Genomic DNA, 21,757 nt, shown 5'->3' with positions numbered 1-21,757 from the left:
GAATCCGCTGCGCGGCACGCACTCCATAAAAGGCATAAAAGAGACGATGGACGACAAGGCAATCGACGCGCTGCTCGAGCGCGTGCTGGCGCCGTGGGTGAAGGCGCTCGGGTTGAAGCCGCTCGAAGTGACGGAGGACAGCGCCACGCTGCGGCTGCCGTTCTCCGGCGAACTGCGCCACGCGGGCGGCGTGATCTGCGGCCAGGTGTTCATGGCGGCCGCCGACACGGCGATGATCGTCGCGATCGCGGCGGCGCTCGGCGAATTCAAGCCGATGACCACGGTCGCGCTCAACACCAATTTCATGCGAGCGGTGCGCAAGGGCGACGTGAAGGTCACGGCGCGCGTGCTGCGCATGGGCCGCAATCTGGTGTTCGGCGAAATAGAACTCTACGACGAAGACGGCCGGATGGCCGTTCACGCGACCTCGACTTACGCGCTGCTCGACTAAGCTGTCGGATTCAGGACGAATCGAAGACAAGAGGGCGCATGTTCGATCAGGTTGTCTTTGCCGGCGGCGGCAACCGCTGCTGGTGGCAGGCGGGTTTCTGGGACGTCGTCCAGCCGAAGCTGGATCTGCGTCCGCGCGTCATCACGGGCATTTCGGCGGGCGCGGCCACCGCTTGCATGATCTACACGCGCGATTCGCAATGGGTCATGCGCTATTACGAGGAAGCGCTCAAGCACAACAAGCGCAACGCGTACTGGGGCAACCTGCTGCGCAGCGAATCGGTGTTTCCGCACTACCGCATCTATCGGCAGGCGCTGCTCGACATCTACGGGCCGCGCTTCGAGAAACTGCAGGACGCCCCGGAGATCCGCATCGGCGTTTCGCATCTGCCGCGCTGGCTCGGCGCGCGCAGCGCGGTCGCGGCGGGGCTGATCGCGTACAACATCGAAAAGCACATCCGCAAGACGCTGCATCCCACGCTCGGGCGCAAGCTCGGCTTCCATCCTGAATTCGTGACGGCGCAAGCCTGCGCGAGCGTCGACGATCTCGCCGATCTCGTGCTGCAGTCGTCGTGCACGCCGCCGTTCACGCCGGTGCTGCGCCGCAACGGGCGCGCCGTGCTCGATGGCGGCATGGTCGACAACGTGCCGGTCGGCGCGCTCGACGACACGCCCGGGCGCGTGCTCGTGATGGTCACGCGGCTGTATCCGCGTCCGCAGATGTTCGTGGTGAAGCACCGCACGGGCGGCGAAGGCGGGCAAGCGGGCGAACAGCTGCGTTTGTATGTGCAGCCCACGGCCAAGGTGCCGATTTCAAGCTGGGACTACACGAGCCCGCAGCAGATGCAGCACGCGTACAACCTCGGCGCCGAAGACGGCGAGCGCTTTCTCGTTCGTCTGCCGGAGATGTTCGAGGCGGCCGCGCACGCCTGAGCCGGGTCACGCGGACGCATCGACACAGCGCATCGACGCAAAAAAGGCGGCCATCTGGCCGCCTTTTTCTTTATCGCGTGCGCGAATGCCCCGCGCGAAGCTGGCCGCCTTACTTGCGGCGTCCGCCTTGCAGCGCTTCCGGATTCGCGACGTGCGAAAGATCGCCCGCATCGAACGAGAGGATGTTGCGGAAGGCCGCGCCGAAATACAGCTCGTAGCTTTCGCGTTCCACATAGCCGATGTGCGGCGTGCAGATCACGTTTTCCATGCGCAGCAGGCTGTAGCCCTGCAGGATCGGCTCGCTCTCGAACACGTCGATCGCGACCATGCCCGGACGGTTATGCGCGAGCGCGCCGAGCAGCGCGTTCTCTTCGAGCAGTTCCGCGCGGCTCGTGTTGACGAGCAGCGAGGTCGGCTTCATGCGCAACAGGTCTTCCTGCTTGACGATGCCGCGCGTGTCGTCGTGCAGACGCAGATGCAGCGAGAGGATGTCGCTTTCCTCGAACAGCGCTTCGCGGCTGGCGGCGGCTTCGTAGCCGTCGGCGCGCGCGGCTTCGAGCGAATGCTCGCGGCCCCAGATGATCACGCGCATGCCGAAGGCCTTGCCGTAACCGGCCACCAGACGCCCGATCTTGCCGTAACCCCAGATGCCGAGCGTCTGGCCGCGCAGCACCTGGCCAAGACCGAAGTTCGGCGGCATCGCCGAGGTCTTCAGGCCCGATTGCTGCCACGCGCCCTGCTTGAGGTTGGCGACGTACTGCGGAATGCGCCGCTGCGCCGCCATGATGAGCGCCCAGGTGAGTTCGGCGGGCGCGACGGGCGAACCGGTGCCTTCGAGCACCGCGATGCCGCGCTCGGTACAGGCGTCGATGTCGATATGCGGACCGGCCTTGCCCGTCTGGCTGATCATGCGCAGATGCGGGAGCTTGTCGAGCAGTTGCGAGGAGATGCGCGTGCGTTCGCGGATCAGCACGAGCGCTTCGACTTCCGAGAGGCGGCTCGCGAGCTGACCGAGCCCACGTACGGTGTTGTTGAAGACCTTGACCTCGTGATCGGCAAGCAGCGTGAAGCAGTCGAGCTTGCGGACGGCGTCCTGGTAGTCGTCAAGGATGGCAATTTTCATGGCGGCAGAAGTGATAGGCAGCGCACCGTACGTGGCGCGACTCGATGTTCATCTGGTGGTTATCCCACTATGCAGCGTTTGACAGGCTGGTATGAATACGGGGTCGCCTCACGTTGCACCGGTCGCAGCGAAGAAATAGCGCTCGCGGGTATCGCAATTGCTGTTTCTTTCGATGGCGCTCAATGCGGCTGCACGAGGTTTGAACGAGAATTTTTCCCCTTTTATCAGCTTGTCGGGTCGCCGCGCAAGCCGCTTTACAGACGGTTGCGAACCCCTGCTGATTGGACCTTGACGACCTGCACAACTGCGCGGACCGCAGCCCCGGTTTCGCCGTTGAAACGCTTAAAAAAGTGCCTCTCGCACGCAGCGTCGAAAAGGGCCTGAAACGATTTTTTATCAGCCCCTATGGAGACTTTTCGATGAATCATCCCGACTTCCCGGCCCAGGCGGCCACGCAGGCGCCGTCCTGGGTTCGCCACCGGGCACTGGTGGAATGGGTCAAGAAGATCGCAGCGCACACGCAGCCTGAACGCATCGTCTGGTGCGACGGCTCGCAGGAAGAATACGACCGACTGTGCCAGCAGATGGTCGACGCGGGCACGATGCGCCGCCTGAATCCGCAGAAGCGCCCCAACTCGTTTCTCGCCTGCTCCGATCCCTCGGACGTGGCGCGCGTCGAGGATCGCACCTTCATCTGCTCGCAGAAAAAGGAAGACGCGGGTCCGACCAACAACTGGATCGCGCCCGCCGAAATGCGCACGACGCTCGACGGCCTGTTCGCCGGCTCGATGCGCGGCCGCACGATGTACGTCGTGCCGTTCTCGATGGGCCCGCTCGGCTCGCCGATCGCGCATATCGGCGTCGAACTCTCCGATAGCCCTTACGTGGCCGTGAACATGCGCATCATGACGCGCATGGGCCGCGCGGTGTACGACGTGCTCGGCGAAGACGGCCCGTTCGTGCCCTGCGTGCACACCGTGGGCGCGCCGCTGGCGGCGGGCGAGCAGGACGTGGCGTGGCCGTGCAACAAGACCAAGTACATCGTCCATTTCCCGGAAACGCGCGAGATCTGGAGCTATGGCTCGGGCTACGGCGGCAATGCGCTGCTCGGCAAGAAGTGCTTTGCGCTGCGCATCGCCTCGACGATGGGCCGCGACGAAGGCTGGCTCGCCGAGCACATGCTGATTCTCGGCGTGAAGTCGCCGGAAGGCCGCAAGTATCACGTCGCGGCGGCGTTCCCGTCGGCGTGCGGCAAGACCAATTTCGCGATGCTGATTCCGCCGGCCGCCATGAACGGCTGGGAAATCACCACGATCGGCGACGATATCGCCTGGATCAAGCCGGGCGCGGACGGCCGCCTCTACGCCATCAACCCGGAAGCGGGCTATTTCGGCGTGGCGCCGGGCACGAGCGAAAAGACCAACTTCAACGCCATGGCGACGCTCAAGGAGAACGTGATCTTCACGAACGTCGCGCTCACCGACGACGGCGACGTCTGGTGGGAAGGCATGACGGACACGCCGCCCGCGCATCTGATCGACTGGCAGGGCCAGGACTGGACGCCGGAAATCGCGAAGGAAACGGGCCGCAAGGCCGCGCATCCGAACGCGCGCTTCACGGCGCCCGCGTCGCAATGCCCGTCGATCGACGCCGAATGGGAGAACCCGAAGGGCGTCGCCATCGACGCATTCGTGTTCGGCGGCCGCCGCTCGACCACGGTGCCGCTCGTGACCGAGGCGCGCGACTGGACCGAAGGCGTCTACATGGCCGCGACCATGGGCTCGGAAACCACGGCGGCCGCGGCAGGGCAGCAGGGCGTGGTGCGCCGCGATCCGTTCGCGATGCTGCCGTTCTGCGGCTACAACATGGCCGACTACTTCGGCCACTGGCTCGACGTGGGCGGCCGCCTCGAAAAGCTCGGCGCCACGCTGCCGCGCATCTTCTGCGTGAACTGGTTCCGCAAGGGCGACGACGGCAAGTTTGTGTGGCCGGGATTCGGCGAGAACATGCGCGTGCTCGAATGGATGGTGCGCCGCATCGAAGGCAAGGGCGAGGGCGAAGCGCACGCGTTCGGCGTGTCGCCGCGTTATGGCGATCTCGACTGGCGCGGCCTGAACTTCACGCCCGAGCAGTTCGCCCAGGTGATTTCGGTCGATGCCGATGCCTGGCGCGCGGAACTGGCGCTGCATTCGGAGCTGTTCGAAACGCTCGCGCAAGGGCTGCCGCCTTCGCTGCGCGACGCGCGCACGGCACTGGAAGGACGCCTTTGAGCGTGGTTTTTTGCTCAATGTGAGCGCTCACTATCATCGTGAGCGCTCGAAATAAACAAAAAGATCGTCCCCGGACGATCTTTTTTATTTGGGGTCGCAAGTATTCACAAAAAACTGACGAGCAATAAACTGCTTTTAAAGGCGGTTTCTGTTCGCGATGTCTCGATCATTTCGCTGCGATGCGGAAAATTGTTTCTAACGGGGAAACAATAACGCTTGTGATAATGCGTAATCAGTGACAGTAGCGAAAATCTCGAAGAAATTCAGGGCTTCTTAGGCAACTTCTGCACGATTTCTCGTGTCGTAGGAGAATTCGTGGTTTCCTCCGTCGGATTCCGACGGACAGTAACAGGCAGGAGTTGTCTCATGGATCATTTGCAGTCGATGCGAGTTTTCGTCAAGGTGGCTGACCTCGGCAGTTTTGCCCGGGCCGCTTCGGCGATGGATATCTCGAATGCGGTTGCGACGCGTCACGTGGCCGACCTCGAAGGTCGCCTTGGCACGCGTCTGCTCAACCGCACGACCCGCAGCCTTTCCCTCACCGAGTCCGGTCAGGTCTATCTCGAACGCGCGCGCCAGATTCTCGACGAGCTCGAAGACGTCGAGCAGATGGTGGTGGCGCGTAACCACGAGCCCGTCGGCACGCTGCGCATCGTCGCGCCGGTGGTGTTCGGGCTGCACAATCTCGCGCCCGTGCTGCAGACCTATACGCAGCGCTATCCGCAGGTCATCCCCGACGTCACGCTGGTCGACCGCCAGGTCGATCTGGTCGAAGAAGGCTTCGACCTGGGCGTCGTGACCGCGCGCCAGATGCGCAGCGCGAGCATCGTCACGCGCCGCCTCACGACGGGCTGCATGACCGTGTGCGCGACGCCCGCGTATCTGGAAAAGCACGGCACGCCTACGCGCCCCGAGCACCTGATGGAGCATCCGTCGCTGTCGCTGCCCTCGGAATACTGGGGCGACGAGCGCGTGTTCACGGGGCCGGATGGCGAAGTGCGCGTGCGCCCGAGCAACGTGATCGTGGCCAACAATACCGAAATGCTGCGCCAGTTCGCGCTGCTGGGCATGGGCCTCGCGATTCTGCCGAGCTACCTGATCGGCCGCGACATGACGCGCGGACGCCTCGTGCGCCTGCTCGGCGACTACCGTCTGCCGCAGGTCGAGATCAACGTCGCGTACCCGAGCCGCCGCCATTTGCCCGCCAAGGTGCGCACGTTCATCGACCATCTGGTCGAGCACTTCAGCCAGACGCCGAACAGCCAGCTGGGCGAGCAGTGGGTCAAGGACGGTCTCGCGCGCCCGGCCAATGCGCGCAACGGCGCGCCTGAGGCGTTCGACGGCGCGGAGCCGATTTCGGATCTGCTCGACGCTTCGCGTGGCGCGGAAGGCGAGCACAACGGCGCCGACGAGCGCGCGCCGAAGGCGGGCCGCGCTTCGGCCGGTCGCACGCGTTCTTCGGCGATTTCGCCGATTTGATGCGCGTTATGCGTTGATCGTCGGTTAATTTCGGCGATCTATCAGGCAAAAAAAGGCGCGGCTTCGTGAGAAGCTGCGCCTTTTTGTTTGGCGATGCGATGAACAATGCCGCGCGCCGCAAGCCTGAACGGCGCGCGACGCGGGCGATCCGCGCTTAAGAACCCGTCTTGCGCGCGGCAGTCTTCTTCGCCGCGGTCTTGCGTGCGGGCGCAGCCTTCGCGGCCGCCGTCTTGCGGGCCGGCTTGGCGGTTTCTTCCGCGCCTTCGGCGGCATCGTTGGCGGCGTCGGCGCTCGCGGCGGACTTCTTCGCCGCGGTCTTGGCCGCCGTCTTCGCGCTCGGTTCCTTCTTTTCGAACTCGAAGCCGATCTTGCCGTCCGGCTGCTTCACGAGGAAGGCCTTGAAGTTACGTCCCGTGCGCGACGACTTGAAGTTCGTCAGCAGGTCGGTGCGGCCTTCGGTCAGCAGCTTGGCCATCTGCTCGCGCGCGATTTCCTGCTGGAGAATCACCTTGCCCGAGCGGAAGTCGCAGGTCTTCGGATTCGCCACCGAGTTTTCGCAGACGTAGCTCATGCCGTGCTCGAACACGCGGCCCTTGCACTTCGGACACGCGCCGACCGCCTCCTGCTGCGAGAAGTCGGGCGCTTCGCCGTCTTCCGTGCCCTGATCCTGGCCGAAGTCGAATTCGAGCTTGAAGTTCTTGATCTCGTCGTCGAACGACAGCTTGAGGATGGCCGAGAACGGACGGCCCATCTTGCTGCGGAAGCCCGACAGCGGACCGATCGTCTTGTTCTGCAGCAGTTCCTCGACTTCGGGAATCTCGAACTGACGGCCGCCCGGAATCTTCGAAATCGAGAACTCGCACTTCGTACACGCGAAGCGGCGGTAGTTTTCCTTCACCTGACCGCCGCAATTCGGACACGGCGTTTCCAGAGTGGCGTAGTCGCCCGGAATGGTGTCCGAGTCGTATTCCTTCGCGCGCTTGACGATGGTCTGCGTCATGCGGGCGATTTCCTGCATGAACGCGTCGCGCGGAAGCTTGCCGCGCTCCATCTGCGAAAGCTTGTATTCCCACTCGCCCGTGAGTTCCGGCGCGGTCAGTTCCTCCACGCCGAGGCCGCGCAGCAGCGTCATCAGCTGGAATGCCTTGGCCGTGGGAATCAGCTCGCGGCCTTCGCGCACGAGATACTTTTCGCCGAGCAGACCTTCGATGATCGCCGCGCGCGTGGCCGGCGTGCCGAGACCCTTGGCGGCCATCGCCTCGCGCAGTTCTTCGTCGTCGACGAGCTTGCCCGCGCCTTCCATCGCCGAGAGCAGCGTCGCTTCGTTGTAGCGTGCGGGCGGCTTCGTCACGAGCTGGTGCGCGGCGATCTTGTCGGTCTTGACCTTCTCGTCCTTCTTCACCGGCACGAGGTTGGCGTCTTCGCCGCTCGTGTCGCGGCCATAGATCTGCAGCCAGCCCGGCTCGACCATCACCTTGCCTTCGGTCTTGAAGTGATGGCCCGCGACTTCGGTGATACGCGTGGTGACGCGGTATTCCGCCGCCGGGAAGAACACGGCGAGGAAGCGCTTCACGACGAGGTCGTACAGCTTCTGCTCCGGCTCCGACAGATTCTTCGGCGCCTGCAGCGTCGGGATGATTGCGAAGTGGTCGCTGATCTTCGAGTTGTCGAAGATGCGCTTGTTCGGCTTCACCCAACCCTTGTCGAGCGCCTGCTTGGCGAACGGCAGGTAGTTGTTGCTCTCCTTGAGCATCTCCATCGTCTCTTTCACGGTGCTGAGGTAGTCCTCAGGCAGCGCGCGCGAATCGGTACGCGGATAGGTGAGCACCTTGTGCTTTTCGTACAGCGCCTGGGCGAGGCCGAGCGTGTTCTTGGCCGAAAAGCCGAAGCGGCCGTTGGCTTCGCGCTGCAGGCTCGTCAGGTCGAAGAGGGCGGGCGAGAGCTGCGTGGACGGCTTCGACTCTTCCGTGACCGTGCCTTCGCGGCCATGGCAGGCGGCGACGATGGTTTCGGCGGCCGGCACGCTCCAGAGACGCGAGTCGCGCTTTTCAGGATCGTGCTCGTCCTTCTTGAATTTCGGGTCGTACCAGCGGCCTTCGTAGAAGCCGCCCGCGCAGACGAATTCGGCGCGCACTTCCCAGTAATCGCGCGGCACGAAACGGCGGATTTTCTCTTCACGTTCGACGACGATCGAGAGCGTTGGCGTCTGAACGCGACCGACCGTGGTCAGGAAGAAGCCGCCGCCCTTGCTGTTGAAGGCCGTCATGGCGCGCGTGCCGTTGATGCCGACGAGCCAGTCCGCTTCCGAGCGGCAGCGCGCGGCGTCGGCCAGCGGCAGCATGTCGTCGTCGCTGCGCAGGTTCGCGAAGCCGTCGCGGATCGCCTGCTGCGTCATCGACTGGAGCCAGAGGCGCTGCACGGGCTGCTTCGCCTTCGCGTGCTGCGCGATCAGGCGGAAGATCAGTTCGCCCTCGCGCCCCGCGTCGCAGGCGTTGATCAGCTTCGTGACGTCCTTGCGCTTGAGCAGCTTCGTGAGCACCTTGAGCCGCGATTCGCTCTTGGCGATCGGGTTCAGGTCGAAGTGGGGCGGGATGACGGGCAGGTTCGCGAAGCTCCATTTGCCTCGCTTGACCTCGTACTCCTCGGGCGCGGCGATCTCCAGCAGGTGGCCGACCGCCGACGAGAGCACGTAGTCGTCGCTCTCGTAGTACTCGTCATGCTTGGTAAATCCGCCCAGAGCGCGCGCGATGTCGTTCGCGACGGATGGCTTCTCGGCGATGATCAGAGCTTTGGACATGACTGATTGTGTGTGGGTGTATCCGGTGGGCGCCCCGTCTATGCCAGGTGACTCGCGGTGGCGGGGCCGTCGCGCCCTGGGGGCGCCTCGTTAACGACCGCTTTATAGCACATGGCGCGGCGGTGGCGATTTTCGTGTCATCGGTTGTTGCCGACCGCGCGCCGCTGGCTGCGGCTTTTTCGGGCGCCAATCATAAGGGCGCGGCGCGGCGGCGGGCAAGCGGGCCGTAAGGCGGCGATGTGGCGCAGACGGCGAACCTGAGCGGGCGCAAAGTCAATCGTGAGACCGGCGGCACGGCGCGCTCACAGCGCGTTGCCAACGGGGCGCGATGCGTTTGCGTGCGCGCTGACCGTCACGTGCCGATCAAGCTTGCGTCACGCTTCGAGTAGCGCGGGGCGCAGCTTCGGCGCGTCGGCGACACCCGGCAACGCGGTGAGGTCGGCGAGCATGCGCTCGACCACGGCGCCATGCGGCAGCACCGTGCCGAAGAAGCGCGTGGCGTGGCTGTCTTCGATCAGGATGGTCGGGAAATTTTCCACGTCGAGGTCGTCGAAGCGGTCGGCGTGGGTTTCGATATCGATGTACGCGAAGCAGATCTCGGGATGGGCGTCGGCGATGCGGTCGAAGGTCGCCCGATAGTCGCGACAGGTGCCGCACCACTCGGCGCACAGACACGCGACGAACAGCGTGTCGCGGTCGGCGACGCGCTCGGCGATCTGGTCGGCGTCGGTGTCGAGGTCAAGCGCGGGCATGGTCGTTCCTTGCGTTCTCTTCTATATAGAGGCAATGCGTGGGGCGGTGCATTTGGCGCGAATGTAACACGGCGCGCCGCTAGCAGTGAGACGCCCTCGCGAACCAGCCGCCGGGCAGCGCGCTCACGTGGCCGGCCAGTTCGAGCCGCAGCAGCGTGGCCTGGAGCAGCGCTTCGGCCATGTCGGTGCGTTGCGCGAGGATTTCAAGGGTGGCGGGCGCGTGGCCGAGGGCGGCGAGCAAGGTCCGGGCGTCGGCGTCGAGACGATCGGGTGCTGGCGGACGTGCGGGCGGTTCAGCGTGCGGTGCTGGATCCAGCGGCAAGGCGATCTGGTTTGCGACGCTCGTCGGCGGAGAGCGCGTTGCTTCACTGCCGCGCTTTTCCCGCTTTTTGGCGGGCGCTCGCGAGGTTTTCACTGCTGCCGCCGCCGCCATCGGTGCGATAAAACCCAGCGCCTCAAGCACCTCCTCCGGCGTTTCCACCAACTGCGCCCCCTGCTTGATCAGCCGATGACAACCGCGCGTGAGCGGCGCGTGAATCGAGCCGGGCAGCGCGAACACGTCGCGGCCCATTTCGTTCGCGAGCCGCGCGGTGATGAGCGAGCCCGAGCGCATCGCCGCCTCGATCACGACCACGCCTTCGACGAGCGCCGCGATCACGCCGTTGCGCTGCGGGAAATTGGCCGAGCGCGCGGGCGTGCCGAGCGACGATTCGGAGACGATCGCGCCGTGCGTGGCGATCTGCGCGGCGAGCGCGTGATGCACGGCGGGATAGACGAGATCGGCGCCCGTGCCGATCACCGCAACGGTGCCGCCGCGCTCGTCGAGCGCACCGCGATGCGCGGCCCCATCCACACCGAGCGCGAGCCCCGAAACGACAGTCACTCCTGCCGCCGCGAGCGTGCGGGCAAAGCGCGCTGCGTCCTCGACGGCCTGAGGCGTGGCGCTGCGGCTGCCCACCACCGCGACGCTACGCGCATGCAGCAGGTCCAGCCGGCCCTTCACGTAGAGCAGCGGCGGCGGATCGGTCATCGTCAGCAGGCGCGGCGGATAGGCGGGATCGGCCAGCGTCACGAGCGCGTTGCCGGGCTGCGCGCACCAGTCGCGCACGGCATCGGCCTGCTGCGCGAAACCGGCGGACGGCGCGGCAAGCACGGCCTGCGCCGCCGCGCTGCCCGCCACCGCCGCGAGCGCGTTGAATGGTTGCGCGAGCACCTGCTGCGGCAGGCCGAACGCGCCGAGCAACGCGCGCAGCGCGGCGGGCTTCAGGCCGCGCGCAGTGGCGAGACGCAGCCAGGCATGCAATTCGTCCGCGGCGAGCGGCAACGGCGCCAGCGGCGACGCATCGGGCGACGTAAGTGGCGACGTAAGTGGCGACGTATCTGGCCGCGTAACGGGCGGCAAGGTGTCGAGCATCGGCGATTCTCCCGTGGGCGGGCGAAGCGCAGCCCGTCGTGTTAAAATTTTCACCATCCGAAATTTGTAGGCGGCGCTCATTGAGGCGATCTCTGAGACGCTGCCGCGACGCGCCGCAGCGAGGCATCGCCCTTGCGCGGCCGCGTTGGCCTGTGCGAGTGCGCGAGCGGCGCGGCGCTGGCTGCCCGAGGCGGCCCGCGCATTGAATCCGGCCGTTTTGTCCGTATATCCTCCGTATCCTGTACTGGGCCCGCAAGCTGGCCGAACGGCCAATCCGCGCGCGATCCGCAACATCGGCGCGGCCTGCCGCCCAACGAGAAACCGTGAAATCATGGCTCTACTGAATATTCTTCATTACCCGGACAAGCGCCTGCACAAGGTCGCCAAGCCGGTCGAAGTGGTCAACGACCGCATCCGCAAGCTCGTCGGCGACATGGCCGAGACGATGTACGCGGCGCCGGGCGTCGGCCTCGCCGCGACCCAGGTGGACGTGCACGAGCGCGTCGTGGTGATCGACGTGTCCGATACGCACGACCAGCTGCAGGTGTTCATCAACCCGGAAATCGTCTGGGCGAGCAACGAGCGCGAAGTGCACGAAGAGGGCTGCCTCTCGGTGCCGGGCATCTACGACGAAGTCGAACGCGCCGAGAAAGTGCGCGTGCGCGCCCTCAACGAGAAGGGCGAGAGCTACGAGGTCGACTGCGACGGCCTGCTCGCCGTGTGCATCCAGCACGAGATGGATCACCTGATGGGCAAGGTGTTCGTCGAATATCTCTCGTCGCTCAAGCAGACGCGCATCAAGAGCAAGATGAAGAAGCTCGAACGCGCGATGTAAGCGCCGCGCACGCCCGTCGTGCGCTTCACTGTTTCACCCCGTATTCGCTTGTGCCCATGAGCCACTCTCTTCGCGTGATCTTCGCCGGTACGCCGGAATTCGCCGCCTCGGCGCTCGCCGCCATTCACGAGGCGGGCTTTCCCGTGCCGCTCGTGCTGACCCAGCCCGACCGGCCCGCCGGACGCGGCATGAAACTCCAGGCGAGCCCGGTCAAGCGTTACGCGCAGGAGCATGGCATCGCCGTCGCGCAGCCCACTTCGCTGCGCCGCGCGGGCAAGTACCCGCAGGAAGCCGCCGAGGCGATCGACCTGCTGCGCGCGACGCCGCACGACGTCATGGTGGTGGCCGCCTACGGCCTGATCCTGCCGCAGGAAGTGCTCGACATTCCGACGGACGGCTGCATCAACATTCACGCCTCGATCCTGCCGCGCTGGCGCGGCGCCGCGCCGATCCATCGCGCGATCGAGGCCGGCGACGCCGAGACCGGCATCACGCTGATGCAGATGGACGCGGGCCTCGACACCGGCGCGATGATCTCGGAAGTGCGCACGCCGATCACGCCCACCGACACCACGGCGACGCTGCACGACCGCCTCGCGAATCTGGGCGCGCAACTGGTGGTGGACTGGCTCACGCAGCTCGAGCGCACCGGCCAGTTGCCGCTGACGCCGCAGCCTACCGATGGCGTGACTTACGCCGAAAAAATCGGCAAGCACGAAGCCGCACTCGATTTCCGCCGCCCCGCTGTTGCGCTCGCGCGCCAGATTCGCGCGTTCGACCCGTTCCCGGGCGGCGCGGCCACGCTCGACGGCGCGCAGCTCAAGCTGTGGGCCGCCGAACCGGCCGACGGCGTGACGCTGCCCGAAGGCGCCGCGCCGGGCCAGATTCTCGACGTTTCGCCCGCCGGCGTGGTGGTGGCGTCCGGCGAAGGCGCGCTGCGCCTCACGCAGTTGCAAAAGCCGGGCGGCAAGCGCCTGCCCGCGCGCGAATTCCTGGCCGGCATGCCGCTTACGGCGGGCCAGCGCTTCGCGTTGCCCGACACCTCCGCAGCGTAAATTCGGGCGCGTTCGCGCGCCAGTCATCCGTTCGGCCAGGTGACGCGCGCCACGCCGCGCGCGTTAGAATCGGTGGTCGCTTCGCGTCCCGTGCGAGTCCCGCGCGGCTGCGTTCGTGCGCTATTTCTTCATCGTTTTGGCAGAGACAGTCATGTTCGGCATCACCCATTTCGGCTTCTTCGTGGTCGCGGTTTTTCTCCTGAACGTCACGCCCGGCCCGGACACCGCGTACATCGTCGGCCGCAGCGTCGCGCAGGGCCGCAGCGCCGGCCTGGTGTCGGCGCTCGGTATCTCGGCGGGCTGCTGCGTGCACGCGCTCGCCTGCGCGTTCGGTCTCACGGCGCTGCTGGCGGCGTCGGCCACCGCGTTCACGGTCATCAAGCTGGTGGGGGCCTGCTATCTGGTCTATCTCGGCGTGCGCCTGATCTTTGCAAAAAGCGAAGCCAAGGCCGCCGCGGCTCAAGCCAACGAGCCGCGTTCGGCCGCGCCGCGTCCGCTGCGCCAGCTGTTCCTCTCGGGCTTCTGGACCAACGTGCTGAACCCGAAGGTCGTGCTGTTCTTCGTCTCGTTCTTCCCGCAGTTCGTGAGCGTGACGAGCCCGTACAAGGTGCTCGCGTTCCTCACGCTCGGCGCGGTGTTCGTGCTGATGAGCTGGGTCTGGAACAGCTTCGTCGCCTGGATCGCGGGCAGCGTCACGCAGCGCGTCTCCGGCAAGCCGGGTATCAAGAAGTGGCTCGACCGCACGGTTGGCTCGGCGTTCGTCGGGCTTGGTGTGAAGCTGGCCACCACCACGCGCTGAGCGCACGCACCGGCTTCGGGGCGCTCGCTCGCGCGCCGGTTTGCCCGCGCGCGGAGATTGAATTTTTCGCACCCGCCCATATCTAACAGATCGCTTACAATGCGCTCGCTGCCGCGACCTGTCCCTCAGGGAAAGTCGAGCGGCGGGCGTCCAACGATTTGATCCCCACTGGGTGAAGGAGCACAGCACATGTTCAACTGGGTCAAGACCGCGATGTTGATGGCCGCGATTACGGCCCTGTTCATCGCGATTGGCGGTTTGATCGGCGGGCGCAGCGGCATGATGTTCGCGCTCGTGATCGCGCTCGGCATGAACTTCTTCTCGTACTGGTTCTCGGACAAGATGGTTCTGCGCATGTACAACGCGCAGGAAGTCGACGAGACCACGGCGCCGCAGTTCTACCGCATGGTCCGCGATCTGGCCGCGCGCGCGAATCTGCCGATGCCGCGCGTCTACCTCATCAACGAAGACGCGCCCAACGCGTTCGCCACGGGCCGCAATCCCGAGCACGCTGCGGTGGCGGCCACCACGGGCATTCTGCGCGTGCTGTCCGAGCGCGAGATGCGCGGGGTGATGGCGCACGAACTCGCGCACGTGAAGCACCGCGACATTCTCATTTCGACGATCTCGGCCACCATGGCCGGCGCGATTTCGGCGCTCGCCAATTTCGCGATGATCTTCGGCGGCCGCGACGAGAACGGCCGTCCGACCAACCCCATTGCGGGCATCGCCGTCGCTTTGCTGGCGCCGATCGCGGGCGCGCTGATCCAGATGGCCATTTCGCGCGCGCGCGAATTCGAGGCCGACCGCGGCGGCGCGGAAATTTCGGGCGATCCGCAGGCGCTGGCGTCGGCGCTCGACAAGATCCATCGCTACGCGCAGGGCATTCCGTTCGCCGCAGCCGAGCAGCATCCGGCCACCGCGCAGATGATGATCATGAATCCGCTTTCGGGCGGCGGCATCCAGAATCTGTTCAGCACGCACCCGGCCACGGAAGAACGCATCCGCCGTCTGATGGAGATGGCGTCGGGCCAGCGCTAAGCCGGGCGCGTTCGCGCGCAATCACGAAAAACGCCTCTTTTGAGGCGTTTTTTTATGCCTGCGAGATCCCGATGTGCGGCGGCGGGCTCCTGTGGCCGAGCTTGCGCAAGGCGCGCTGACGCATCGAGATGGCGAGAAAGAGACCGTAGACGCTCAGGATCCACATCAGGTCGAGGAAGAGGAAGACATGCGTGAGCCGCGACATGAACCACGCCGCCGCGAACGCAACCGGCACGACGTAGGCGATCACACGTTGAGCGCGATCCTCGGGCCGCGTGCTCTGGAACAGCGAGATATAGCAGCACGCGAACAGCGCGCCGATGTCGTATTCCTTCAAACGCGGATTCAGGATGATCGCGAAGGCGATCACGTAGAACAGCTTCCCCGATACGTCGTTGAACGCCAGCGTGCGCGGCTCGCGCAGCGGATTGATCCCATAAAGGAATAGCGCGACGACGATGGCTTCGTGGATCAGCACGTCCTCGATCGCCGAGAGGCTCTCGACGCGCTGTTGCAGGATGCCTGAGAGCACGAGGCCGGAGTCGTGCTGCGTGATCACTTGCCAGCGCAGGCGGGTTTCGAACGCGGCCCACAACTGCGGCTCCAGCAGCATTTGCGCGGCGTCCACGCACGCGACGCAAATCGGGATGGCGAAGAAGTAGCGGATGCCGTTCGGCAGAAACAGGAACACGAGCGCGTAAGCCGCGAAGTAAATCTTGATCGACGCGAACAGCACGATGACCAGCGCGGCCACGGCATAGCCGAGCACTGCGCGGCGCTCGCTGCGCGACGCCGAGTACAGCAGCGCGACGATCAGCAGGTGCGAAAAGATCGCGAAATTGGCCGTGAGCAGCGCACCCACGCCGGCGCCGCCCGCGAGAAAGCCCACGGTGGCGGGCCAGACGAAGTCCGACTTGCGCACGCTATAGACCACGTACGCGAGCGTCGCGAGGGTGAACAGCAGATAGACGGTGAGAAACGGCACCTTCGCAAGCAGATTCAGGAAGATCGGCGGATAGACCAGCGGAAACTCGGAGGCGGGCACGCCGTACGGGTCGCCGCCCTGGTTGAAACGCATGAGCGCGGCGCTATAGCTGCTGTAGTCCCAGAATGGCGCGAGCAGCTTTTGGGGGCCTTGCCCGAGCACCGCGAACACCACGACGCCGACCAGGAACACGAGATCGAATTTTTTCCCGAACAGTTTCATGGCGGCCTTCACGGGTCGTGGCGGGGGCGCTTGCCATTTTGCAGCGGAATCTCAGGCGAAATCGGCGGTTCTCTAGTGCTCGACCGCCGCGCTTTACCCGTCCTTCCCGCGTCCCCTGTGCCGCATGATCAGCGTTGCGCCCACGCCACGCTACAATGGCTTGCTTGTGATTTGCTTATGCTCGTACGCCGCACCACGCGGCTCGGATCCGGTTTTCCCATGACATCCAGCCATTCCCGCCGCCCGTCCGGCAAAGCCGGCCAGACTCGCGCAGGCCGTTCCACGCGTTCCGCTTCGCCCGCCCGGCAGTCCGGCGCGCCAGCGGCGCTGCCGCCCGTGCATCTGGCCCCCGACTCGCTCGGCTTCGCGCTCGATCAGGCCGCGCAAGCCGTCGGCGCGGTGCGGGCCGGCGCGGCGTTGCCCGCCGCACTGTCGAGCGTGTTCGCCTCGTTGCCGCACGAGCTGGCCTCGGTCGCGCGCGGCGCGGTGCAGGACATCGCATACCGTACGATGCGCCGCCTCGGCACGGTCGACTGGCTGATCAAGCAGCGCGTGAGCAAGGCGCCGCCGGCCCATGTGACGAACCTGCTGGCCTGCGCGTTCGCCCTGCTCGTCGACGACGAGGCGCACGCCGCCTACACGCCGTTCACGGTCGTCGATCAGGCCGTGCGCGCGGTCGGCGCGCGCCGCGAAACCGGTTTTGCGAAGGGACTCGTGAACGCCGTGCTGCGCGGTTTCCTGCGCGAGCGCGAACAGGCGCTGGCCGCCGCGCAAGCCGACGAAGTCGCGCGCTGGAACTATCCGCAATGGTGGATCGACGCGGTGCGCCGAGCGTGGCCCGCGCAATGGGAAGCGATTCTCGCCACGGGCAACACGCACGGTCCGCTCACGCTGCGCGTGAACGCGCGCCGCACGAGCGCCGCCGACTACGTGCAGCGCCTCGCCGACGAAAACATCGCCGCGACGCAGATCGGCACGCACGCCGTGCGGCTGGCCGCGCCGCTGCCCGTCGATCGCATTCCGGGCTTTTTCGCGGGCGATGTGTCCGTGCAGGACGCGGGCGCGCAGATCGCGGCAGACATCCTCGGCGTGCGCGACGGCATGCGCGTGCTCGATGCGTGCGCGGCGCCCGGCGGCAAGAGCGGCCATCTGCTCGAACTCGCCGACATCGACCTGATCGCATTGGAGAGCGACGCGTCGCGCGCGTCGCGCATCGGCGAAAACTTCACGCGTCTCGGCTTCGCGCAGGACGATGCCGCGCATCCGCTGCGCCACGCGCGCGTGGTGATTGGCGACGCGGGCGAGCCGCAAGCGTGGTTCGACGATGAAGGCGACGGCCAGTTGTTCGACCGCATTCTCGCCGACGTGCCGTGCTCGGCCTCGGGCATCGTGCGGCGTCATCCCGATATTCGCTGGCTGCGCCGCGCGAGCGACATCGCCGCGCTCGCGCAGGAGCAGCGCCGCATCGTCGAGGCGCTGTGGGGTTTGCTCAAGCCCGGCGGCGAACTGCTCTACGTGACCTGCTCGCTGTTCCCCGAGGAAGGCGAGGCGCAGGCGGCCTGGTTTGAAAGCAGCCACGCGGATGCGGTACGATTGGACGCGCCGGGGCAACTGTTGCCCGCTGCGGCCGACGGCGCGCCGGCCGATCGCCCCGCAGATCACGACGGATTCTTCTACGCGCGCTTCCAGAAACGGTGACCATCAAACGCTTCTTCCCGCTGCGCTTCGCGGCCCTGCTCTGGGTCGCGTTGTTCTTTGGCTTCATGGCCGCCGCGCCGGCGCGCGCCGATTCGATCTCGGTGCAGCGCGCCTCGTTGCAGGCCGACGGTTCCGGCTGGAGCCTCGACGCCCGCTTCGATTTCGATCTCAACAGCAGCCTGGAAGACGCGGTCAACAAGGGCATTCCGCTCTACTTCACCACCGATTTCGAACTCACGCGCCCGCGCTGGTACTGGTTCGACGAACAACCCGTGAGCGTGTCGCAAAGCATTCGCCTCTCGTTTCAGCCGCTCACGCGCGAATACCGCGTATCGAGCGGCGGTCTCCAGCTCGGCTTTTCGACGCTGGCGGATGCGCTCGCGGTCATCAAGCACGTCACGTCGTGGCACGTGATCGAGCGTAACCAGGTGCATCCGGGCGAGACCTACACGGCTTCGGTGCGCATGCAGCTCGACGTCGCGCTCATGCCCAAGCCTTTCCAGATCGACGCGGTCAACAACCGCGACTGGAACCTTGCTTCCGACTGGAAGCGCTTCAGCTTCACGGTGACCGAACGTGCTAAATAACGTGCGCCGCGCCACCGGAGGCAGTGTCAGCAGCTTCGTCGTCCGACTGCTGGTGTCGACGGTCGCGTTCACCGCCGCGCTGCTGCTCGTGCTGCTCGCCGCCGCGAGCGCCAACACCGAATTCTTCGACCGCTACTACGGCTGGCTTTACGCGGCCAATATCGGCGTCGCGATCGTCTTCATGTCGGTGGTCACGGCGCTCGTCATCGTGATCGTCGTGCGTTTGCGGCGCGGCAAGTTCGGCACGCGATTACTCGCCAAGCTCGCGTTCTTCTTCGCGCTCGTGGGCGTGGTGCCGGGCGGCATCATCTACATCGTCTCGTATCAGTTCGTGTCGCGCTCGATCGAATCGTGGTTCGACGTGAACGTGGAAACCGCGCTCACGGCGGGCCTCAATCTCGGGCGCGGCATGCTCGACGCTTCGCTGTCCGACCTGCAAACCAAGGCGCGTCTGATGGCCGAGCAGATCGCGAGCGGCGACGCCGCGGGCACGACGCTCACGCTGCTGCGCGCGCGCGACCAGTTCGGCGTGCAGGACGCGACCATCGTCGAGCCGGTGCGCAGCATGTCGGGCGCGGCGCCGGACATGCACGTGGTCGCGCAGGCGTCGAGCAACTTCTCCTCGCTGATGCCGGCCGACTTGCCCACCACGCTGATGATCGATCAGGCGCGCGGGCGCGGCTACGCGGCGATCGAAGGCGAAGTCGACGGCGATCCGCATCTGCATGGCCCGAAGGGCGCGTTGCGGCTGCGCGTGGTCACGCGCATCCCCGATGGCAACACGACCGATCTACAACCCGCCGAACGCTTCCTGCAGCTCGAACAGCCGGTGCCCGCCGCGCTCGCGCGCAACGCCGACGCCGTGCAGCGCGCCTATCGCGAGTACCAGGAAAAGGCGCTCGGCCGCACGGGCCTGCGCAAGATGTACATCGGCACGCTCACGCTCGCGCTGTTCCTCGCGACTTTCGTCGCGATGATGCTCGCGCTCGCGCTCGGCAACCAGCTCGCGCGGCCGCTGTTCCTGCTCGCGCAGGGCACGAAGGAAGTGGCCGAGGGCGACTACACGCCGAAGCGCGAAATCAAGTCGCGCGACGAACTGGGCTTCCTCACGCAGTCGTTCAACGCGATGACGCGTCAGCTTTCCGAGGCGCGCCAGGCCGTGGAGAAGAACCGCGTCGCGCTCGAACATTCGAAGGCGTATCTCGAAAGCATCCTCGCGAATCTCACGGCAGGCGTGTTCGTGTTCGACCGTCAGTTCCGCCTGACCACGGCGAACCCCGGTGCGGAACGCATCTTCCGTCATCCGTTCCAGACGCAGGTGGGCTTGCCGATCGATCATGTGGCCGCGCTCGGCGACTTCGCGGCGATGGTGCGCAAGGCCTTCGCCGATCAGGAAGCGTCGCGCATGGGCGGCGACAACGGCGGCGTCGATCGCGGCCACTGGCAGCAGCAGTTCTCGGTGCCCGTGCCGGGCGAGACCGATCCGCTGACGCTGCTCGTGCGCGGCGCGCGGCTCGTCTCCGACACGGGCCGCGACGCGGGCGACATGCAGACCTCGGGCTACGTCGTGGTGTTCGACGACATCTCCGACGTGATCTCCGCGCAGCGCTCGGTCGCATGGGGCGAAGTCGCGCGGCGTCTCGCGCACGAGATCAAGAATCCGCTCACGCCGATTCAGCTGTCCGCCGAGCGCCTGCAAATGAAGCTCTCGGACAAGCTCGCGCCCTCGGACGCCGAAGTGCTCAAGCGCGGCGCGACCACCATCGTCAATCAGGTCGCGGCCATGAAGCAGATGGTCGACAACTTCCGCGACTATGCGCGCACGCCGCCGGCGGTGCTCGCGAGCCTGCAGCTGAACGAACTCGTGAGCGAAGTGCTCACGCTTTACGGCGCGGAAGAAGGCAAGAGCGCGATCAAGGTCGAGCTCTCTTCGTTGCCCGTGATACGCGGCGACGCGACACAATTGCGCCAGGTCATCCACAACCTCCTGCAGAATGCGCAGGACGCCGTGGCCGATGTGGCGCAGCCGCGTGTGACGCTCGAAACGCGGGCCGTAGAATACGGCGATGCGGATGCAGAGGGCCACACGCGCGTCGCGGTGCGGCTCACGGTCTCGGACAATGGTCCGGGTTTTCCGGCACGCATCCTCACGCGTGCCTTTGAACCCTACGTGACGACCAAGGCCAAAGGAACAGGACTCGGGCTTGCGATGGTCAAGAAGATCGTCGACGAGCACGGCGCGCGCATCGACATTCGCAATCGCATGAAAGCGGGCGATGTGATAGAAGGCGCGCAGATATCGATTCTCTTTCTCCAGCTCGCCGATGACGTCGACCCGGACGCCAACGGAAACGCACGTTCAAGCGTTACAGCTGAGCAGGGATCAAAAGCAACAGTGCAGACAAGGGCAGCGTAAATGGCAACCATCCTGGTGGTAGACGATGAAATGGGCATCCGGGAATTGCTCTCGGAGATCCTCAGCGACGAGGGACACGTCGTGGAGCTCGCGGAGGACGCGCAACAGGCGCGGGAATTCCGTCAGCGTCAGGTGCCTGACCTGGTGCTGCTCGATATCTGGATGCCCGACACCGACGGCGTTACGCTGCTCAAGGAGTGGGCCGCGCAAGGCCAGCTCTCGATGCCGGTCATCATGATGTCGGGACACGCGACCATCGACACGGCGGTCGAGGCGACCAAGATCGGCGCGCTCAACTTCCTCGAAAAGCCGATCGCGCTGCAGAAGCTGCTGAAGGCGGTCGAGCAGGGTCTCGCGCGCGGCACCGCCGCGCCGGTGCCGGCCGGGGGCGCGCCTGGCGCGAAGCCGGTGGCGGGCGGCCCGGCCGTGGTGGCCTCGGCGGCGGCGCTGCCGGTGCTGGGAGCGGACGGCGTGGCGGGCGTCAGCATGGCGCAGACGGCTTCGATCTCGTTCGACATTCCGTTGCGCGACGCGCGCGACGCGTTCGAGCGCGCGTACTTCGAATATCACCTCGCGCGCGAGAACGGCAGCATGACGCGCGTGGCCGAGAAAACCGGTCTGGAGCGCACGCACCTGTATCGCAAGCTCAAGCAGCTGGGCGTCGACCTCGGCAAGAGCAAGGGCGAATAACGCGACCGCCCCGGCTGCTGGCTTCGTGCCCGCCCTTTTTCAGAATCTTTTGAGAAAGGGCTTGCGCAACGCTGGAAAGCTCTCTATAATTTCCCTTCTTCGTTGGCCCGGTAGCTCAGTTGGTAGAGCAGCGGATTGAAAATCCGCGTGTCGTTGGTTCGATTCCGACCCAGGCCACCAGAATGCAGAGCCCCAGGAGATCGTACGATTC

General features: G+C 65.8%; 17 protein-coding genes and 1 tRNA gene. 13 read left to right on the top strand and 5 right to left on the bottom strand.

Annotated elements, in window-relative coordinates:
* Window positions 1-46 precede the first annotated feature (46 nt).
* Window positions 47-451, top strand: coding sequence for a PaaI family thioesterase (locus tag U4Y88_RS19590; protein ID WP_224013055.1), 405 nt, complete (start codon window positions 47-49; stop codon window positions 449-451).
* Between the two features lie 38 nt (window positions 452-489).
* Window positions 490-1,383 (top strand): patatin-like phospholipase family protein, encoded by an 894-nt coding sequence (locus U4Y88_RS19585; protein WP_224013054.1) that lies wholly within the window; start codon window positions 490-492, stop codon window positions 1,381-1,383.
* A 109-nt stretch (window positions 1,384-1,492) separates the two neighbouring features.
* Here the strand turns inward: U4Y88_RS19585 and U4Y88_RS19580 are convergent, their stop codons facing one another.
* Entirely contained in the window at window positions 1,493-2,506 is a 1,014-nt protein-coding gene (locus U4Y88_RS19580) for a D-2-hydroxyacid dehydrogenase family protein (protein WP_224013053.1), read from the bottom strand.
* Between the two features lie 419 nt (window positions 2,507-2,925).
* On the opposite strand from U4Y88_RS19580, the gene U4Y88_RS19575 reads away from it, so the two are divergent.
* Window positions 2,926-4,776, top strand: a complete 1,851-nt coding sequence (locus U4Y88_RS19575; protein ID WP_321785742.1) for a phosphoenolpyruvate carboxykinase (GTP) — start codon at window positions 2,926-2,928, stop codon at window positions 4,774-4,776.
* 366 nt (window positions 4,777-5,142) lie between these two features.
* Window positions 5,143-6,255, top strand: coding sequence for a LysR family transcriptional regulator (locus tag U4Y88_RS19570; protein WP_224013051.1), 1,113 nt, complete (start codon window positions 5,143-5,145; stop codon window positions 6,253-6,255).
* Between the two features lie 154 nt (window positions 6,256-6,409).
* Here U4Y88_RS19570 and U4Y88_RS19565 read toward each other — a convergent pair whose 3' ends face one another.
* From U4Y88_RS19565 to dprA, 3 genes are all read right to left on the bottom strand, one after another.
* Window positions 6,410-9,052, bottom strand: coding sequence for a DNA topoisomerase III (locus U4Y88_RS19565; protein ID WP_224013050.1), 2,643 nt, complete (start codon window positions 9,050-9,052; stop codon window positions 6,410-6,412).
* 374 nt (window positions 9,053-9,426) lie between these two features.
* Window positions 9,427-9,804, bottom strand: a complete 378-nt coding sequence (locus U4Y88_RS19560; RefSeq protein ID WP_321785741.1) for a thioredoxin family protein — start codon at window positions 9,802-9,804, stop codon at window positions 9,427-9,429.
* Window positions 9,805-9,883: 79 nt separating this feature from the next.
* A complete protein-coding gene (gene dprA / locus U4Y88_RS19555; protein WP_415774466.1) occupies window positions 9,884-11,218 on the bottom strand; it encodes a DNA-processing protein DprA in 1,335 nt (444 codons plus the stop codon).
* 331 nt (window positions 11,219-11,549) lie between these two features.
* Between dprA and def the strand changes: the two genes are divergently transcribed.
* The 4 genes from def to htpX all read left to right on the top strand — a co-directional run bounded on the left by def (window position 11,550) and on the right by htpX (window position 14,948).
* Entirely contained in the window at window positions 11,550-12,053 is a 504-nt protein-coding gene (gene def, locus U4Y88_RS19550; RefSeq protein ID WP_321785740.1) for a peptide deformylase, read from the top strand.
* Between the two features lie 56 nt (window positions 12,054-12,109).
* Complete coding sequence (gene fmt, locus U4Y88_RS19545; RefSeq protein WP_321785739.1) at window positions 12,110-13,108, top strand: methionyl-tRNA formyltransferase; 999 nt, start codon at window positions 12,110-12,112, stop codon at window positions 13,106-13,108.
* Window positions 13,109-13,259: 151 nt separating this feature from the next.
* On the top strand, window positions 13,260-13,907 hold the full coding sequence (locus U4Y88_RS19540; protein WP_321785737.1) for a LysE family translocator: 648 nt from the start codon (window positions 13,260-13,262) through the stop codon (window positions 13,905-13,907).
* Window positions 13,908-14,096: 189 nt separating this feature from the next.
* Window positions 14,097-14,948 (top strand): zinc metalloprotease HtpX, encoded by an 852-nt coding sequence (gene htpX, locus U4Y88_RS19535; RefSeq protein ID WP_310633541.1) that lies wholly within the window; start codon window positions 14,097-14,099, stop codon window positions 14,946-14,948.
* A gap of 52 nt (window positions 14,949-15,000) precedes the next feature.
* Here htpX and U4Y88_RS19530 read toward each other — a convergent pair whose 3' ends face one another.
* Window positions 15,001-16,155, bottom strand: coding sequence for a hypothetical protein (locus U4Y88_RS19530; RefSeq protein ID WP_321785735.1), 1,155 nt, complete (start codon window positions 16,153-16,155; stop codon window positions 15,001-15,003).
* A 219-nt stretch (window positions 16,156-16,374) separates the two neighbouring features.
* Here U4Y88_RS19530 and rsmB point away from each other — a divergent pair, with 219 nt between their 5' ends.
* The 5 genes from rsmB to U4Y88_RS19505 all read left to right on the top strand — a co-directional run bounded on the left by rsmB (window position 16,375) and on the right by U4Y88_RS19505 (window position 21,726).
* Window positions 16,375-17,853: a 16S rRNA (cytosine(967)-C(5))-methyltransferase RsmB gene (gene rsmB, locus U4Y88_RS19525; protein WP_321785733.1), complete on the top strand. Its 1,479-nt coding sequence runs from the start codon at window positions 16,375-16,377 to the stop codon at window positions 17,851-17,853.
* Entirely contained in the window at window positions 17,850-18,440 is a 591-nt protein-coding gene (locus U4Y88_RS19520) for a DUF4390 domain-containing protein (protein ID WP_065061831.1), read from the top strand. The genes rsmB and U4Y88_RS19520 overlap by 4 nt, the downstream gene beginning before the upstream one ends.
* Complete coding sequence (locus U4Y88_RS19515) at window positions 18,430-20,856, top strand: PAS domain-containing sensor histidine kinase (RefSeq protein ID WP_310631642.1); 2,427 nt, start codon at window positions 18,430-18,432, stop codon at window positions 20,854-20,856. Before U4Y88_RS19520 ends, U4Y88_RS19515 begins: the two co-directional genes overlap by 11 nt.
* The gene (gene esaR, locus U4Y88_RS19510) at window positions 20,857-21,546 is read left to right on the top strand and encodes a response regulator transcription factor EsaR (RefSeq protein WP_224012362.1); all 690 of its coding nucleotides are present in this window, start codon (window positions 20,857-20,859) and stop codon (window positions 21,544-21,546) included. It abuts the gene before it with no gap.
* A gap of 104 nt (window positions 21,547-21,650) precedes the next feature.
* Window positions 21,651-21,726: transfer RNA gene (locus U4Y88_RS19505), tRNA-Phe, on the top strand.
* Window positions 21,727-21,757: the final 31 nt, after the last annotated feature.

Source organism: Paraburkholderia sp. J94, from assembly GCF_905220285.1.
Classification (GTDB): domain Bacteria; phylum Pseudomonadota; class Gammaproteobacteria; order Burkholderiales; family Burkholderiaceae; genus Paraburkholderia; species Paraburkholderia tropica_A.
This window is presented reverse-complemented; position numbering and strand designations above follow the sequence as displayed.

Excerpts from the sequence above, each read along its gene's own strand:
- U4Y88_RS19590 (WP_224013055.1), top strand. The coding sequence starts at position 47 with ATGGACGACAAGGCAATCGACGCGCTGCTCGAGCGCGTGCTGGCGCCG.
- U4Y88_RS19585 (WP_224013054.1), top strand. The coding sequence starts at position 490 with ATGTTCGATCAGGTTGTCTTTGCCGGCGGCGGCAACCGCTGCTGGTGG.
- U4Y88_RS19580 (WP_224013053.1), bottom strand. The coding sequence starts at position 2,506 with ATGAAAATTGCCATCCTTGACGACTACCAGGACGCCGTCCGCAAGCTC.
- U4Y88_RS19575 (WP_321785742.1), top strand. The coding sequence starts at position 2,926 with ATGAATCATCCCGACTTCCCGGCCCAGGCGGCCACGCAGGCGCCGTCC.
- U4Y88_RS19570 (WP_224013051.1), top strand. The coding sequence starts at position 5,143 with ATGGATCATTTGCAGTCGATGCGAGTTTTCGTCAAGGTGGCTGACCTC.
- U4Y88_RS19565 (WP_224013050.1), bottom strand. The coding sequence starts at position 9,052 with ATGTCCAAAGCTCTGATCATCGCCGAGAAGCCATCCGTCGCGAACGAC.
- U4Y88_RS19560 (WP_321785741.1), bottom strand. The coding sequence starts at position 9,804 with ATGCCCGCGCTTGACCTCGACACCGACGCCGACCAGATCGCCGAGCGC.
- dprA (WP_415774466.1), bottom strand. The coding sequence starts at position 11,218 with ATGCTCGACACCTTGCCGCCCGTTACGCGGCCAGATACGTCGCCACTT.
- def (WP_321785740.1), top strand. The coding sequence starts at position 11,550 with ATGGCTCTACTGAATATTCTTCATTACCCGGACAAGCGCCTGCACAAG.
- fmt (WP_321785739.1), top strand. The coding sequence starts at position 12,110 with ATGAGCCACTCTCTTCGCGTGATCTTCGCCGGTACGCCGGAATTCGCC.
- U4Y88_RS19540 (WP_321785737.1), top strand. The coding sequence starts at position 13,260 with ATGTTCGGCATCACCCATTTCGGCTTCTTCGTGGTCGCGGTTTTTCTC.
- htpX (WP_310633541.1), top strand. The coding sequence starts at position 14,097 with ATGTTCAACTGGGTCAAGACCGCGATGTTGATGGCCGCGATTACGGCC.
- U4Y88_RS19530 (WP_321785735.1), bottom strand. The coding sequence starts at position 16,155 with ATGAAACTGTTCGGGAAAAAATTCGATCTCGTGTTCCTGGTCGGCGTC.
- rsmB (WP_321785733.1), top strand. The coding sequence starts at position 16,375 with ATGACATCCAGCCATTCCCGCCGCCCGTCCGGCAAAGCCGGCCAGACT.
- esaR (WP_224012362.1), top strand. The coding sequence starts at position 20,857 with ATGGCAACCATCCTGGTGGTAGACGATGAAATGGGCATCCGGGAATTG.